The following is a 15,732-nucleotide window of genomic DNA, read 5'->3' as shown; positions in this document are numbered from 1 at the left end:
CGCACAGCGCCTTGAACTACAGACCACCAGCGCCCGAGGCCTTCATGCCTGCCAACGCAAGTGCACATCCACGTTTAGCCGCTTAAACTAACTTTACTTCTGGACCAGTTAACGCAGGCCAGTCAAGATCACGCCAGGTATGACGAAGAATAGTGCCGACCAAGTTCGGCTCTATATGTCATGTGCGAAATTCGTAAAGTCACTGATTGATGATGGTTGGAGCTGGGCGGCATCCAAGGGGACGCCAGGTGCGGGTCAGTTGAACAAAGGAAAATACACCTATCACGTATATCGTGCTGCAAAAAGCCCGCCTCATTATCCATCCGCCGACCTCCGAGTGGCTGGCGAAAAATACCCGCTCGCTAAAATTCGATTCAATATGGAATCAGTCCCATGACTCTTCAGTCAGTCCCAAATAGTTTGGCTGCCGATCAGTTAAGGAAAGCTGTAAATTGGCAGGCCGCATTGCCTGATTATGTGTTCAGTGATAAAGGTATTCGTGGTTTTTTTATTGTTGGTTCCGGAGTATTTGGAACTCGCGGTTTTCTGGATTTCATGCTTGATGAAAGCTTGAAAATAAGTGCTACGCCGATTTCTGTGCTTATTCGGCTGTATGAGAAGCCTGCGCGGGATTTGTTCTTTTCAGCGTCGACCATCGATGAGTTGGAAGAATTGCAACTCCACTTTATGCACGGGGATGTCGATTTCTTTAGCTCTATCGTTGTTGTCAGTGGCGCGCCATCGGAATGGATGGCTTATGAAGAGGTCAATGAGGGTTTCGCTGTCTTGGCGGTTTTTGACGACAGAATTTTTGAGCGTTGGTCGGCGAGGGAAAGTGCCATCTGGGACTGTGTTCTATCCGAAGAGCAAGTTGTCGAGAAGTTACGGACTGACGAATGGGTGGGGTTGGCTCCGGAATTTTTGAGCGGCATTCTGAAGTCCTATGGTAGAAAGTGATGTTGGTGACTATTTGTGAGCGTGCTAAGGGCACTCAGCTCAGCGAGGGGCCGGTCCCAGACGCGAAAGAAATTGCTGAAGATGCGCAATTGACGGTTCAGCCGCTGATCGCGGCCGAATTTGAGGCGTTGTGGCGGAAAGCCGTCGAGTAGTCTCGGTGCCGCGGTGGGGGGCGGTAATGTCCAAAGAAAAACAAGGGCCTCGCAAGGCCCTTGTTTGTTGCAGCGGTTGTAAGAACAGCACGAATCGCGATTACGGTAACGCTGCAACGTCGAAGGTTTCGAAGTGGTTGTGTTGTCGCGGTCGCAGCTCGCGCCGCTCCTGCAGGTAGATCGCACGGCTTGTGCGAGCGGCAGCCTTATTTAGCCGGCGCGAACACCACCTTGGTGCTCACCGCCACTTCATTCGGAATGATCGACGTATCGGCCCAATCGCCGCCGCCCACGCCGAAGTCCAGGCGCTTGACCGTGGCCTTGCCGGCCAGCACCGGCTTTTCGCCTGCGGTCCAGGTGAAATTCAAGGTCACCGGCTTGGCCACGCCGCGCAGGCTCAGGCTGCCGTCGGCGGCGTAGTTGTTGCCGCCCAGGCTGCGGAACTTGGTCGCGGTGAAACGCGCCTGCGGGAATTTGGCGATGCTGAAGAAATCCACGCCCTTGAGAGTGTCGTCGCGTTCGGCGTTCTTGCTGTTGGCGCCGGCCAGTGGGATCACCACGTCGAGCTTGGAGGTATTCAGCTGCGCCGGGTCGAAGCTCAGCCGCGCGGTGAAGCCGGGGAAGTTGCCGGCGAACACTTCGCCCTGATATTTGGTGGCGAAGGTCAAGGTCGAGCCGGTCTGTTGCACGTAATCGGCGGCGAATGCGGGCGCGGCGGCGGCGAACAGCGCCGCGGCCAGGGCGAGGGATTTAATCTGCATCGTAGTGCTCCGGGGAGGGGGAGTAAGAGGTGGGAGCCGGCGTATCGGTGTTCGGCGCGGGCGCGGCGCGTCGGCCACCGGGCAGCATGCGGGTCAAGGTGGCGTCGTTCTGGAACAGGTGGTGATAGAACGCGGCCGCGGCATGCGCCAACACCAGCGCCAGCAACAGCCAGAAGCCGTATTCGTGGATGTTGCGGCTGAGCTGTGCCAGGTCTTCGCTGCGCGCGGCGATCTTGGGCAGGTTGAACCAACCGAAGTATTGCAGCGGATAACCCGAAGACGAGTTGAACACCCAGCCGGAGATCGGCATGGCGAACATCAACGCGTACAGCGCCCAATGGGTCAGCGAGGCGATGCGTTCCTGCCAGTGCGGCGTGCCTTCCACCGGCTTGGGCGCGCCGGCGTAGATGCGCCACAGCAGGCGCAACACGACCAGGGTCAGCAGGGTCAGGCCCAGCGATTTGTGCAGGGCATAGATCTTGATCTTCGACGGCCCGTTGTTCATGTCGACCATGGTCAGGCCGATCACCGCGATGGTCGCGATCAGCAGTACGACCAGCCAATGCAGCAACTGGCTCACGGCGCCCCATCGGTCGTGGGTGTTCTTCAAGGTCATCGGCTGGGCTCCGGATCGGCGGGCTTGGCGGGGGCGGCGGAATCGGTGGAGGGTGTGTCGGTGGAGGGTGTGCCGGCGGACGGGGTGTCGGATTCGATCGGCGGTTCGGCCGTGGAGTCGGCCGGCTCGGTCTTGGGGGCGATGCCGACGAACTTGCCGCGGACCGCTTCGGCCTCGATGCGCAGTTCCACTTCGTCGCCGATCACCGACTTCCACGCATCGATCCCGAACGCGGCGCGGCTGAGCCGTGCGGTCGCGGAGAATCCGGCGGTGCGGTGGAACGGCGGCAGCGGATGGCGCTTGAGCTGGTTGAGCTTGACGTCCATGCACAGCGGCTGGGTCACGCCGTGCAAGGTCAGTCGGCCGCAGACCTGGGCGCGGTCGGCTTCGCCGGCGACCGGCTCGACCCGCTCGGACACGAACCGGGCCAGCGGGTAGCGCTTGCCGTCGAGCAGGTTGGCGGCCAGCGTGGCCTTGTTCCATTTCGCATCGCCCAGGTCCAGCCGGGTCAGCGGCACCTGCACGTCGAGCTTGGCGCCGCGCCAGTCGTCGCGGTCGAAGCTCAGCGTGCCGGCGCTGCCGGACACCGTGCCGATGGCCTGGGAGAAGCCGGCATGGGAGATCGCGAACGCCACTTGGGTGTGGACCGGGTCCAAGCCATAGGTCTCCTGCTCGGCGCGCGCGGCCGTGGGCAGCGCGAGCAGCGCGGCCAGGGCGGTGACGCAGCGGTAGGTGAGAGACATGGCAGCTCCGGCAAGGTTCGGGGGGATTCTAGGCACAGCCGCGCAAAGTCGTGTCTAGGCGCGCGCAACGATCCGTTTCGGGTGCCCGTCCGGGCGCGCCGGGCGTTGCAGGGATCGACGGCCGATGTGGGCTCTAAGTTCCGTGACTTGCCTCGCAGGGCCGATATCGTCGAGCCTAGTGCATGGGGAAAGACTAGGGTGCGCGCATTGCCGGATGGTCAGGCGGCGGCCAGTCTGCGGTCAGGCGAATGTCAGCGGGGCGTCAGTGGCGCTCGCCCGGACGCCGCCGCGATCGCCTCGACGGCCGATGGCGGTCCGCCAGGACGGCTTGCTAGGACAGCATGTTTCATGGGGAGAGGGATCGGGATGCTGCGAACGCTGTTATGCGCCTGCCTGTGCGTCTGCGCGCCGTTCGCGGCCGGCGCCGGCGTGCCCGAAGCGCCGCGCGCGCGCATCATCGGCGTCGCCGACGGCCTGCCTTCGAGCAAGGTCAACGGCATGGCCTTCGACCATGCCGGCTATTTGTGGCTGGCCACCACCGACGGCCTGGCGCGCTACGACGGCATCGGCATGAAGGTGTGGCGGCACACGCCGGGCGATCCGGCCTCGCTGCCGGGCAACGATCTGACCTTCATCACCATCGACGAACGCGACCGCATCTGGGTTTCGGCCGAGGGCCGCGGCCTGAGCATGATGGACGGCGAGCGCGACGGCTTCGTCCATTATCGCCGCGCCCAGCACCCGCAGATCGGCAGCGACGACACCTTCGCGGTGGCCAGCCGCAACGGCGAGGTCTGGTTCGGCACCTACGGCGGCGGCCTGCACCGGCTCGACCGCAACGGCCGCATCGAGCGCTATATGCCCAAGGACGGCGATCCGCGCAGTCTGCCGTCGGACACGGTGCTGTCGTTGACGTTCGACGCGCATGGCGATCTGTGGGCCGGCACCTTCAAAGGCCTGGCGCGCTGGACCGGCAGCGATTTCGAACGCGTCCCGGTGCCGGGCGACGACCCCGCGCCGTGGGTGTACTCGGTCACCGCGGCCGGCGATCAACTCTGGGTCGGCGCCAAGACCGGTCTGTACCGGCGCGAACGCGACGGGCGCTGGAACGACCCCGATTACTCGGTGATGTTCGGCAACCTCAACGCGGTCCTGACCCTGGCGCCGGACCGCGGCGGCAACTTCTGGCTGGGCACCCAGCGCAGCATCTGGCGCGCGGCGCCCAACGCGGTGCCGTTGCCGATGGCGCTGGGCCCGGCGCGGCCGGCGCGGCCGGTGCTGCAGATCGTCGGCCAGGACGACGGCTCGTTCTGGTTCCCGCTGGCCGGCGTGGGCGTGGGTTACCTGCGCTCGGACTGGCGCCGGATCGCCCAGTATTCGCGCGAACGCGGCAGCCTCAGCAGCGAGCTTTACACCGCGGTGGCTCCGGCCGCGCGCGGCGGTTTCTGGTTGATCGGCGCGCGCGGCGAAATCGAGCGGCTGGGCGCGGACGGCACGGTCGAGCCGGTCAGCGACGGTCCGCACGACGCGATGGGCAAGGGCGGTACGCCGAACACGGCGATCGAAGACCGCCAGGGCCGGCTGTGGATCGCCACCAGCCGCAACAACCTGGTGCGGATCGATCCGTCGGGCGTCTGGCGCGACTGGACCACGGACACGCCCGATCCGGTGCTGCCCGGCGCGCCCGATCGCATGGCGATCGCGCCCGACGGCAGCTTGTGGATCTCCTACATCACCCAGGGCCTGCAGCAGCGCGATACCGACAGCGGCAAAGTGCTCAGCACGATCGCGGTCGGCGACCGCCAGGGCATCGGCACCGGCGATTTCGACGCGATCGGCTTCGCCCCCGACGGCGCGCTGTGGATCGGATCCGGCGAGGGCCTGTTGCGCCGCGATGCGGCGGCCAACGTCATGCGCAAGGCGCCGGGACTGCCCGAGGACCGCGTGTTCGGCTTCGTGTTCGAAAACGCCGACAGTCTGTGGCTGCAGCGTCTGAACGGCCTGGAACACTATCTGCATCAGGGCGGACGCTGGCGATTGCAGACGCGGGTCGGGGTGGAAGACGGCATTCCGGCGGTGGAAGGCACCGCTTTGTTCCGCGACCGCGGCGGGCGGATCTGGCTGCCGACCTCGCGCGGCCTGTTCCGATGGGATCCCAAGCAGCGACGCCTGCGCCGCTTCGGCGTGCAGGACGGCATGAGCAGCCAGGAATTCCTGAGCCGGGCCTCGGTGCTCGCCGACGACGGAGTGCTGGCCGCCTCGCTTTCGGATGGCAGCGTGGTCTTGATCGATACGTCCTTGGCCGATCCGCCGCCGCGTCAACCGCGCCTGGTCTGGCATCAGCTCGACGTGCGCCGGCATGGCCGCTGGGTGCCGCTGCCGTTGCGCAACAAAGTGCGGCCGTCGGGTTCGGAAGGCGCCTCGCGTTACTCGACCCTGCCGAGCCTGGCGCCCGACGACCGCGAAATGCGCGTGCAGATGCGCTTGCTGTCGTTCGACGATCCGCAATCCAATCGTTACTACACCCGCCTGGAAGGCTACGACGGCGATTGGGTCAGCGTCGGCGACAGCGGCGAGCGGGTGTTCGCCGGTTTGCCGCCGGGCAACTACGTGCTGCATGCGCGCGCGATCGACGCCAACGGCAACGTCGCGCAGGCGCGCACGCTGGAGTTCAACGTGCGCCCGCCATGGTGGCGCACGCCGCCGGCCTTGGCGGCCTTGATCGGACTGCTCGCATTAATGGCGTGGTGGGGCACGATGGCCTATCGCCGGCGACTCGCGCGCCGATTGAACTGGCAACGCGCCGAGCACGAGCGCGAAGTGGCCAAGCAGGCTTCGCTGGCCAAGACCCGGTTCCTGGCGACCCTGGGGCACGAGGTGCGCACGCCGATGACCGGCGTGTTGGGGATGAGCGAGTTGTTGCTCGACACGCCTTTGGATCAAAAACAGCGGGGTTACACCGAGTCGATCAGACGCGCTGGCGAACACCTCTTGCGGTTGGTCAACGACGCGCTGGACTTGGCGCGGATCGAATCGGGCCGTCTGGAACTGGCCGCCGAACCGTTCGACTTGCGCGCGATGGTCGACCAGGCCGCCGATCTGATGCGGCCGCTGGCGCAGCAGCGCGGGCTGGAGTTCGAAGTGCGAATCGCCGCGAACGCGCCGCGCGGTTTGCGCGGCGACGGCAGCCGGGTCTGCCAGATTCTGCTCAATCTGCTCGGCAACGCGATCAAGTTCACCGAGCACGGCAAGGTCAGCTTGTTGGTCGAAGCCTTGTCGCCGCAGGGCGTGCGTTTCGAAGTCGCCGATACCGGCCCGGGTCTCAACGAAGAACAAAAGGCGCGTTTGTTCCGTCGGTTCGAGCAGGCCGATGGCGCGCGCACTGCGGCGCGCTACGGCGGCAGCGGTCTGGGTTTGGCGATCAGCCAGGAACTGGCCGTGGCGATGGAAGCGCATATCGCGGTGTTCAGCGAGCCGGGGCAGGGCGCGCGGTTCGTGTTCGATCTGCCGTTGCCGGTGGCTGAAGTACCGCAGGGAATTGTGGGTTCAACGCCGGAGCCTGCTTCGCGTGGCTTACAGGTGGCGGCGCGGGCGGTGCTGTTGGTGGAAGACGATCCGACCGTGGCCGAGGTGATCGCCGGTCTGTTGCGCGCGCAGGGCCACCGGGTGAGCCACGTCGCCAACGGTCTGGCCGCGCTCGCCGAAACCGCCATCGCCCCGTTCGATCTGGCCTTGCTCGATCTGGACCTGCCCGGCATCAACGGCCTGGATCTGGCCAAGCAGTTGCGCGCGCAAGGCTTCACCCAGCCGCTGGTCGCGGTAACCGCGCGCGCCGACGCCGATGCCGAACCGCAGGCCAGCGCGGCCGGTTTCGACCGTTTTCTGCGCAAGCCGGTCACTGGTGCGATGTTGGCCGAGGTCGTAAGGGAGATCGCGCAGACGGCCGCCAAGCCGCCGGCGGAGGGGTGAGGCCGGCGCGGTAGAGGGCGGCCGCAGTGTGGCCGCGGTCCGTCGTTTCTGTGTCGATGCGCCGTTGCCGGTTGTGACGTCTCGGGGCTGACGGTCCCTCGCATGGGACCGTCACAACGGCCCAGCGCATGGTGAAGCAACCTTCAGTCCCGACGTTTCGCGTCAAAACGCGTGAACCCCGTCGGGCGGTGGATGTCGGTCATCGGCGCTTGCCGACCGGTGTCGGCTACCCGCGGACGGCGCATCGGGCACATACTCCGGCGAAGGTTCGTGACGTTCCGCGCAATTGCACAACGCCGTACCATTCGCATGGCGCTCGGCATGCGCCGCCGCCGCCCCACGCTTGCGCCCGACCGGAGCCGTTGCGACGATAGCGCACCGGCCTTACCGGGAGAGAATCGCTCGCGGTCCAGGAGGAGTCCGTGTTGGGACGTAGTCTGTGTCTGCTCCTGTTGCTGCTGTGTTGCGCGCAGTTCGCCACCGAGGCGCAAGCGCGCCTGCCGGAAACGCCGCGCTTCCGCCGCTTCGGCCAGGAGCAGGGGCTGCCCAAGTCGGTCGTGGCGATGGAGTTGGACCATCAGGGCTATCTGTGGATCGCCAGTGAAGACGGCCTGGCGCGCTACGACGGTGTCGAGTTCGCGCTGTGGCGCCACACCATCGGCCTGTCCGGTTCGCTGCCGGACAATATGCTCGAAGACATTTACGTCGATGCCGGCGATCGCATCTGGGTGGCCAGCCGCGACGGCTTGAGCTACCTGGGCGCGGATCGCAAGGAGTTCGTGCGGGTCGTGTTCAACGGCGCCGATGCGCCGTGCAGCGATAACGTTTCCTATCTCACCGGCACGCCGGACGGTTACGTCTGGGCCGCCACTTACGACGGCCACATGTGCCGCATCGGGCCCAACGGCCGCAACGTGCAGCGCTACGTGCCCGGCGTCGGTGCCGGCGCGCGGTTGCCGCGCGGGCCGGTCACCGCCTTGCTGACCGATCCGCGCGGACGTCTGTTGGTCGGCACCTTGAACGGTCTGGCGCGATTCGAGAACGACCGCTTCGCGCCGATCGGCCGCGACGAAACCGCGGGCGTGCGCATCGGCGAGTTGTCGCAGGACGCCGACGGTTCGATCTGGGTCGGCACTCAACGCGGCCTGTTCCGGCTCAGCCCCGACGACCACATGAGTCCGGCGCCGTGGAAGCTGGGCGAGGAGGCGACCAACGCGATCGTGGTCAGCGATCTGTCGGGCGGGCGCTGGATCGGCACCACCGCCGGTCTGTACCGGGTCGACGCCGACGACAACGTGCGCTTGTTGCAGGACGACGCCGGCGACGGTCTGTGGGATCGGCGCAGCGGCGTGATGCAGATGTTGCGCGACGACGAAGGCGGCATCTGGTTCGTCACCTATTCGCAAGGCCTGGCGTATCTGCCGCCGGACTGGAACCGTTTCGCTTCGATCACCTCGGTCGGCGGCAGCCGCATCGACCGGCTCGACGCACGCGATCTCGCGCCCGACGGCGAGGGCGGTTTCTGGATGCTCACCGCCACCGATCTGTACCGCCTGCGCGCCGGCAGCGGCGAGTTGGAACCGGTCGCCGACAGTCGCGGCCTGGGCCTGAAGTGGATGCACACCTTGTTCGCGCGCGCCGACGGCACGTTGTGGATCGGCCACTCCGCCGGACTGAGTCTGTTCGATCCGAAAACCCGGCAGGCGCGGCGCTGGCCGTTCTCGGCGAAGAATCAGGATCTGAGTGCGACGGTGTGGTTTCTGTACGAACTGCCCGACGGCGGATTGTGGCTGTGGTTCTCCGACGGATCGGTGCGTCGCTACAGCGCCGATGGCGAGGTCTTGCCCGCCGGCGAAATCGAGAATGTGTTCGCCACCGCGGGCTTTCTCACCAGCTGGGCGACGTTGCGGGCCGGCCCCGACGGACAGCCCTGGTTCGCCGGCACCACCGGCTTGAAACGCTGGAACGGAAAGGGTTTCGTGGCCGTGCCCGGCGGTACGATCGGCGACATCCAGGCGATGAGTTTCGCCGGTCCGCAACGGCTGTGGGTCGCGCGCAGCGGCGCGTTGGAAGCCTATCGCTGGCAAGGCGGCAAACTCACGCTCGAGCGTCGCATCGACAATGCCGCCGACTACCCCGACACCAACGTGTCCGGCCTGTTGGTCAGCCGCAACGGCACGGTGTGGGCGACCACCGCGCGCGGCTTGCTGATGGTCTCGCCCGATGCCAAGCGCTTGCGTCTGTTCGGTCTGGGCGACGGCATTCCGAACGTCGAGCTCACCCGTACCTCGCCGCACCGCAACGCCGACGGCGTGGCCGCGGCGCTGTCGCTGGACGGACTGGTGCTGTTCGATCTGGACACGCCGTTTCCGAGCGCGCGGCCGCCGCGCTTGTCGCTGGAAAGCCTCAGCGCGCGGCGCGAGGAAGACGAATGGGCGTTGTGGCCGAGCCAGGGGCGCGTGCAATTGGAAGCCGACGATCGCGACCTGCGCATCGTGGCGCGATTGATGTCGTTCCTGGATCCGCGTTCGCACGTCTACCGCTTCAAGCTGGAAGGCTACGATCCGGATTGGATCGAGCAACGCGCCAACGGCGAACGCGTGTTCTCGCGCTTGGAGCCGGGCGAGTACCGATTGCTGATCAAGGCCGCCGGCGCCGACGGCATCTGGTCCGATCCGGTGTCCTTCGCCTTGCACGTCAAACCGCCGTGGTGGCGTTCGACCTGGGCGCAGGTGGTGTTCTCGCTGCTCGCCATCGCCGCACTGGTGGTTGGCGCGATCGCCTACCGGCGTCGCCTGGGCCGGCGCAGCGCCTGGCAGTTGGCGGTGCACAAGCGCGAAGTCGCCGAACAGGCCTCCGAGGCCAAGACCCGCTTCCTGGCGACCCTCGGCCACGAGGTGCGCACGCCGATGACGGGCGTGTTGGGGATGAGCGAGTTGTTGCTCGACACGCCTTTGGATCAAAAGCAGCGGGGTTACACCGAGTCGATCAGACGCGCTGGCGAACACCTCCTGCGGTTGGTCAACGACGCGCTGGACTTGGCGCGGATCGAATCGGGCAAGCTCGAACTCGAGGATCGTCCGTTCGATCTGCGCGCGCTGGTCGAGGAAGCCGCCGGCCTGATGCGACCGCTGGCGCGTCACCGCGGCCTGGTGTTCGAGGTCGATGTCGTCGCGAGCGCGCCGCAGGGTTTGCGTGGCGATCCCAGCCGGGTCTGCCAGATTCTGCTGAACCTGCTCGGCAACGCGATCAAGTTCACCGAACAAGGGTCGGTCAGCCTGCGCGTGGACGCGTTGGCGCCGCAGGGCGTGCGCTTCGAAGTCGCCGACACCGGCCCGGGCCTCAACGAAGAACAAAAAGCGCGCCTGTTCCGCCGCTTCGAACAGGCCGAGGGCGCGCGCACCGCCGCGCGTTACGGCGGCAGCGGCCTGGGATTGGCGATCTGTCAGGAACTGGCCGCGGCGATGGACGGGCATGTGGCGGTGTTCAGTCAGGCCGGGCAGGGTGCGCGGTTCGTGCTGGATTTGCCGTTGCCGGTGGCTAAGGCTCCGCCGGTGGTTGAAGTTTCAACGCCGGAGCCTGTTTTGCGTGGCTTGCAGGGGAGAGTTTTGGCTTTGCTTTTGGTCGAAGACGACGCCACGGTGGCCGAGGTGATCGCCGGGCTGCTGCGCGCGCAAGGTCATCGCGTGACCCACGTGGCCAACGGTCTGGCCGCGCTGGCCGAGACGGTGACCGCGCGTTTCGATCTGGCCTTGCTCGATCTGGATCTGCCCGGCATCAACGGCCTGGACCTGGCCCGGCAATTGCGCGCGCAAGGCTTCGTCCAGCCGCTGATCGCGGTGACCGCGCGCGCCGACGCCGATGCAGAACCGCAGGCGTTCGAAGCCGGTTTCGACCGTTTCCTGCGCAAGCCGGTGACCGGCGCGATGCTCGCCGAAGCGATCGATACCGTGCTGGCTCGGGCGGACGGCGCCTAGTGGCCGCGGCCGCCGTCAAGCATTCGCGCCGGGACTCGCGCATGGCGTCGCTCGCGCGTCGCGCGCGGCATTGGGCGTGGGCGGCGATGGCGTGCTGTTTGTCGGCGTGTCTGATGCCGGCCTTCGCCGGTCTGCCGGAAACGCCGCGGCCGCGCCAGCTCACCGTCGCCGACGGATTGCCATCCAATACGATCAATCGCGTCGCCGAAGACCGCCACGGGTATTTGTGGATCGCCACCAGCGAAGGCCTGGCCCGTTACGACGGTACCGGTTATCGGATCTGGCAGCGCGAGCAGGGCCTGCGCGACAACTTCGTGTGGGCGGTGCAGGTGGATGCGCGCAATCGCGTGTGGGTCGGCACCGCGCAGTCGGGGCTGGCCATGCTCGATATCGATCGCAAGCGGTGGCGTTATTTCGACCGCGGCAACACTCCTGCGCTGACCGACAACACCATCTGGTCGATCGCGTCCACGCCCGACGGCGCGCTGTGGTTCGGCACCGAGCGCGGCGGGCTGTACCGCATGGCCGAGAACGGCGCCATCGTGCGCTATATGCCGCGCGAGGGCGATCCGCGCAGCCTGCCCAGCGAAGGCGTCGCCAATCTGAGCGTGGCGCCCGACGGCACGTTGTGGATCAGCACGCTGGCCGGCGCGGCGCGCTGGACCGGACACGATTTCGAGCGCGTGCCCGACGGCGCGTTGAGTTCCAACATCGTCAACGCGATCACCTTCGAGCTCGACGGCACCGCCTGGTTCGGTACGCCGCACGGGGTCGGCGTGCGCCGGCCCGACGGCCGCTTCGAGGCCGCGCCGTGGGCGCGCTTCGCGCCCAAGCTCAAGGTGATCGACGTGCTGCGCCGCGATCGCACCGGCCAGTACTGGTTCGATCTGCCGCAAGGCCTGGGCGTGGGCGGGCCGGAGGCGATCGAGGTCGTGCCCTTGTTCAGCACCACCAGCCAGGGCCTGGTGCGGCCGAGTTGGTCGGGCGCGTACGAAGACCGCGAAGGCGGCTTGTGGTTTTCCAGCAACGGTCATGGCCTGTGGTATCTGCCGCCGAACTGGCGCCAGTTCTCGGTGCTGACCCGGCGCGTGGAAGATCCCAAGTCGATGGCCAACGGCAGCGTGAGCGGCATCGCCGCCGAGCGCGGCGGCGACATGTGGCTGGTCGGCAGCGGCGGCGTGCTCGATCGGCTCGATCCGGAGACCGGTCTGGTCGAACACTTCGCCAAGGACTTCAGCGGCGGTCTGACTCTGGATCGGGTGCTGCAGGATCGTCGCGGCCAGGTGTGGGTGACCTATTACGGCGGCCTGAGCCGGATCGATCCGAACACCCGCGCGATCCGCACCTGGCGCACGGACGACAGCGCCGACGCGATGATCGGCGGCACCGTGCAGTTGATCGAAAGCCAAGGCCTGATCTGGCTGATCGGCAGCGATGCGCAGGCGCGCGACTACGACGGCCGCGTGCGCGAATCGATCGAATTCGGCCAGCGCGGCGCGCCCAAGGAACTGGCCACGGCGCATGCCGGCAACGGTCCGGCCGGCGAACTGTGGCTGGCCGGCCGCGGGCTATGGCGTTGGAACGCGAGCGAGCGGCGTTTAGTCGCGGTGCCCGGCGCGCCCACCGATGCGGACATTCAGGCCTTTGCGTTCGAAGGCGAGCAACGCTTGTGGGTCGCCGGCTTCGGTTCGCTCGATGTCTATCGTTGGGACGGCCAGCGCCTGCAGCGCGAATTCGGACTGGGCCTGCGCGACGGCATGCCGTCGACCGAAGCACGCGGTCTGACCGTCGACAGCGCCGGCGTGGTGTGGATGACTACCACGCGCGGTTTGATCCGGGTCGATCCGTTCGCGCATTCGATCCGCGTGTACGGGGTCAAGGAAGGTTTGCCGAGCCAGGAGTTCAAGCGCGCGCCGGTGCCGCGTCCCGGCGACGGCCGCATCCTGATCGGCAGTCCGGAAGGCTTGGTGCTGTTCGATCCTGCGGTGGTGCGGCCGATCCGCGACGCGCCTTCGCTGATCGTGGAAAGCATCGAAGTGCGCCGCGGCAGCCGCCGGGTGAGCTTCCCGACGTTCATGACCGATCCCGCGCTCGCGGTGACTGGGCGCGTGCCCAAGGTCAACATCGCCGACGGCGATCGCGATCTGCGCATCGTCGCGCGCTTGTTGTCGTTCAACAACGCGAAGACCAACCGTTATCGGTTCCGCTTGAGCAACTACGACCCGGGTTGGGTCGAAGCCGGTTCCAGCGGCGAGCGTTTGTTCTCGCAACTTTCGCCGGGCGATTACCGCCTGCAGGTGATCGCCAAGACTGCCGACAATGTCTGGTCGCCGATCCAGACCGTCGAGTTGCACGTCGACTCGCCGTGGTGGTGGAGCTGGTGGGCGGTGCTGGGCTTCGTCGCGCTGCTGCTGTTGCTGCTGGCCTGGGTGCTGTTGGCGCATCGCAGCCGCCTGCAGCGCCGACTGGCCTGGCAGCGCGCCGAGCACGAGCGCGAAGTGGCCAAGCAGGCTTCGCTGGCCAAGACCCGGTTCCTGGCGACCCTGGGGCATGAGGTGCGCACGCCGATGACCGGCGTGTTGGGGATGAGCGAGTTGTTGCTCGATACGCCTTTGGATCAAAAGCAGCGGGGTTACACCGAGTCGATCAGACGCGCTGGCGAACACCTCTTGCGGTTGGTCAACGACGCCTTGGATCTGGCGCGGATCGAATCGGGCCGTCTGGAACTGGCCGCCGAACCGTTCGACTTGCGCGCGATGGTCGACCAGGCCGCCGATCTGATGCGGCCGTTGGCGCAGCAGCGCGGATTGCGCTTCGAGGTCGACGTCGCCGCGAACGTACCGCAGGGTTTGCGCGGCGACGGCAGCCGGGTCTGCCAGATCCTGCTCAATCTGCTCGGCAACGCGATCAAGTTCACCGAGGAAGGCAGCGTCAGCCTCAGCGTGGAGCGGTTGACGCCGCAGGGCGTGCGTTTCGAGGTCGCCGACACCGGACCGGGCCTCAACGAAGAACAAAAACAGCGATTGTTCCGCCGTTTCGAACAGGCCGAAGGCGCGCGCACCGCGGCGCGTTACGGCGGCAGCGGCCTGGGCTTGGCGATCAGCCAGGAACTGGCCGCGGCGATGGAAGGACATATCGCGGTGTTCAGTTCTCCGGGGCAGGGCGCGCGGTTTGTGTTCGATCTGCCGTTGGCGGCGGCGGAGGTGGCGCAGGGCGCCGGTGGTTCGACGCCGGAGCGTGGTTTGCGTGGCCTGCAGGTGGGGCCGCGGGCGGTGCTGTTGGTCGAAGACGATCCCACCGTGGCCGAGGTGATCGCCGGTTTGCTGCGGGTGCAGGGCCATCGCGTCACCCATGTCGGCAATGGTCTGGCCGCGCTGGCGGAAGTGGCGACCGCGCGCTTCGACATCGCCTTGTTGGATCTGGATCTGCCCGGCATCAACGGCCTGGATCTGGCCCTGCAACTGCGCCTTCAGGGGTTCACCCAACCGCTGGTCGCAGTGACCGCGCGCGCCGATGCTGATGCTGAGCCGCAGGCCAGCGCCGCGGGCTTCGACTTTTTCCTGCGCAAACCGGTGACCGGCGCGATGCTCGGCGAAGCGATCAATCTGGTGAACACGCCGCCCGCCGCGGATTGATGCGTTCAGACGCGGCTTGAAAGCGCGGGCGAATGCGGACGATCTGCGCAACTGCGTCGGCCGCGACAACCGGTTCGCAACGCGGCGGGCAGGATCAGGCGAATATCGCGACCGAGTGCTTGGCGCGGCGATCTTGAAGCGCTGCGAGACGCAAACGCGTGCACAGTTCCGCATCGGCCGCGCGAACGATGGTGAGCCAAGGTGAGTGGGCGCGCGCGCCGCGCGTGATTGCCATCACGCAAGGCCAATCGGCTCTGTGCCGCGGTGCCCGTTTCGGCGAGCCGGCGCGGTCAGCGCACTTGCGCGCCGCGTCGGCGGGATTAGCGTGGCCTCGGCATCGAAGCATTGGAGTCCGATGCCCGTGCGCCGTCGGCGCGCGTCACCCATCACATACGGAAGGTGGAATATGGAACGATCGAAATCCTTGGCCGTTGCGCTGTTGGCTGTCGTCGCCGCATCCACGGCCTTGTCGGCCGTCGCCGGCGGCGGCAAGGGGCTGACTTGGCGCAAGATCAATCATCTGCCCATCGGCGTGGACCATGTCGGTTGCGGCTATAGCAACGGCGCGAACGAATGCGATCCCTACGTCGGCGACACCGTGTGTTCGACCCGATTGCCGGTGTTGTGCGTGAAGGAAGACGGCTCGCCGGTGCCCACCGGCGTCACTCCCGACTTCTACAATTCCTGGGGACGCGGCAACATCGCTCTGACCCGCGCGGTGCGCGGCGATTCGATGACCAGCCTGGCCGACGCCAACGCGGTGTGCCGCGCCGAACTGGGCCCGGGCTACAAGATCGCCGGGCACGGTTACTTCAGCTGGTACGGTTACGCCTACGGCAATATCGACAGCACCACCCGATTCTGGGCGCACATCGCCGATCAGCCGGGTAACTGCTGGAATCCCTGAGTGGGCGGAAGTCTT

8 protein-coding genes and 1 pseudogene are annotated in these 15,732 nt (G+C 66.6%); 6 read left to right on the top strand and 3 right to left on the bottom strand.

The genetic code is table 11. From position 1 onward, the window contains the following. The first annotated feature begins 393 nt into the window (after positions 1-393). Positions 394-957: a hypothetical protein gene (locus ACTOWJ_RS28790; RefSeq protein WP_441338074.1), complete on the top strand. Its 564-nt coding sequence runs from the start codon at positions 394-396 to the stop codon at positions 955-957. Further along, positions 957-1,109 (top strand): DUF6881 domain-containing protein, encoded by a 153-nt coding sequence (locus ACTOWJ_RS28785; protein ID WP_441338073.1) that lies wholly within the window; start codon positions 957-959, stop codon positions 1,107-1,109. The genes ACTOWJ_RS28790 and ACTOWJ_RS28785 overlap by 1 nt, the downstream gene beginning before the upstream one ends. A 206-nt stretch (positions 1,110-1,315) precedes the next feature. Here the strand turns inward: ACTOWJ_RS28785 and ACTOWJ_RS28780 are convergent, their stop codons facing one another. The 3 genes and pseudogenes from ACTOWJ_RS28780 to ACTOWJ_RS28770 all read right to left on the bottom strand — a co-directional run bounded on the left by ACTOWJ_RS28780 (position 1,316) and on the right by ACTOWJ_RS28770 (position 3,229). Then, positions 1,316-1,870, bottom strand: a complete 555-nt coding sequence (locus ACTOWJ_RS28780; protein WP_441338072.1) for a YceI family protein — start codon at positions 1,868-1,870, stop codon at positions 1,316-1,318. Between the two features lie 52 nt (positions 1,871-1,922). Further along, positions 1,923-2,486 (bottom strand): annotated as a pseudogene (locus tag ACTOWJ_RS28775) (cytochrome b); the annotation flags it as partial. Continuing rightward, positions 2,483-3,229: a YceI family protein gene (locus ACTOWJ_RS28770; protein WP_441338071.1), complete on the bottom strand. Its 747-nt coding sequence runs from the start codon at positions 3,227-3,229 to the stop codon at positions 2,483-2,485. The gene ACTOWJ_RS28770 and the pseudogene ACTOWJ_RS28775, both read right to left, overlap by 4 nt. Before the next feature lie 366 nt (positions 3,230-3,595). On the opposite strand from ACTOWJ_RS28770, the gene ACTOWJ_RS28765 reads away from it, so the two are divergent. The 4 genes from ACTOWJ_RS28765 (at position 3,596) to ACTOWJ_RS28750 (ending at position 15,717) form a co-directional block, all read left to right on the top strand. Next, complete coding sequence (locus ACTOWJ_RS28765) at positions 3,596-7,198, top strand: ATP-binding protein (protein ID WP_441338070.1); 3,603 nt, start codon at positions 3,596-3,598, stop codon at positions 7,196-7,198. 422 nt (positions 7,199-7,620) lie between these two features. Then, a complete protein-coding gene (locus tag ACTOWJ_RS28760; protein WP_441338069.1) occupies positions 7,621-11,175 on the top strand; it encodes an ATP-binding protein in 3,555 nt (1,184 codons plus the stop codon). 41 nt (positions 11,176-11,216) lie between these two features. Beyond that, entirely contained in the window at positions 11,217-14,810 is a 3,594-nt protein-coding gene (locus ACTOWJ_RS28755; RefSeq protein WP_441338068.1) for an ATP-binding protein, read from the top strand. Positions 14,811-15,216: 406 nt separating this feature from the next. Beyond that, complete coding sequence (locus tag ACTOWJ_RS28750) at positions 15,217-15,717, top strand: hypothetical protein (RefSeq protein WP_441338067.1); 501 nt, start codon at positions 15,217-15,219, stop codon at positions 15,715-15,717. The last annotated feature ends 15 nt before the right edge of the window (positions 15,718-15,732 follow it).

Source organism: Lysobacter sp. CA199 (assembly GCF_052078715.1).
Classification (GTDB): Bacteria; Pseudomonadota; Gammaproteobacteria; order Xanthomonadales; family Xanthomonadaceae; genus Lysobacter.
The sequence above is the reverse complement of the archived record's forward strand: the minus strand, read 5'-3'. Positions and strand labels throughout refer to the sequence as shown.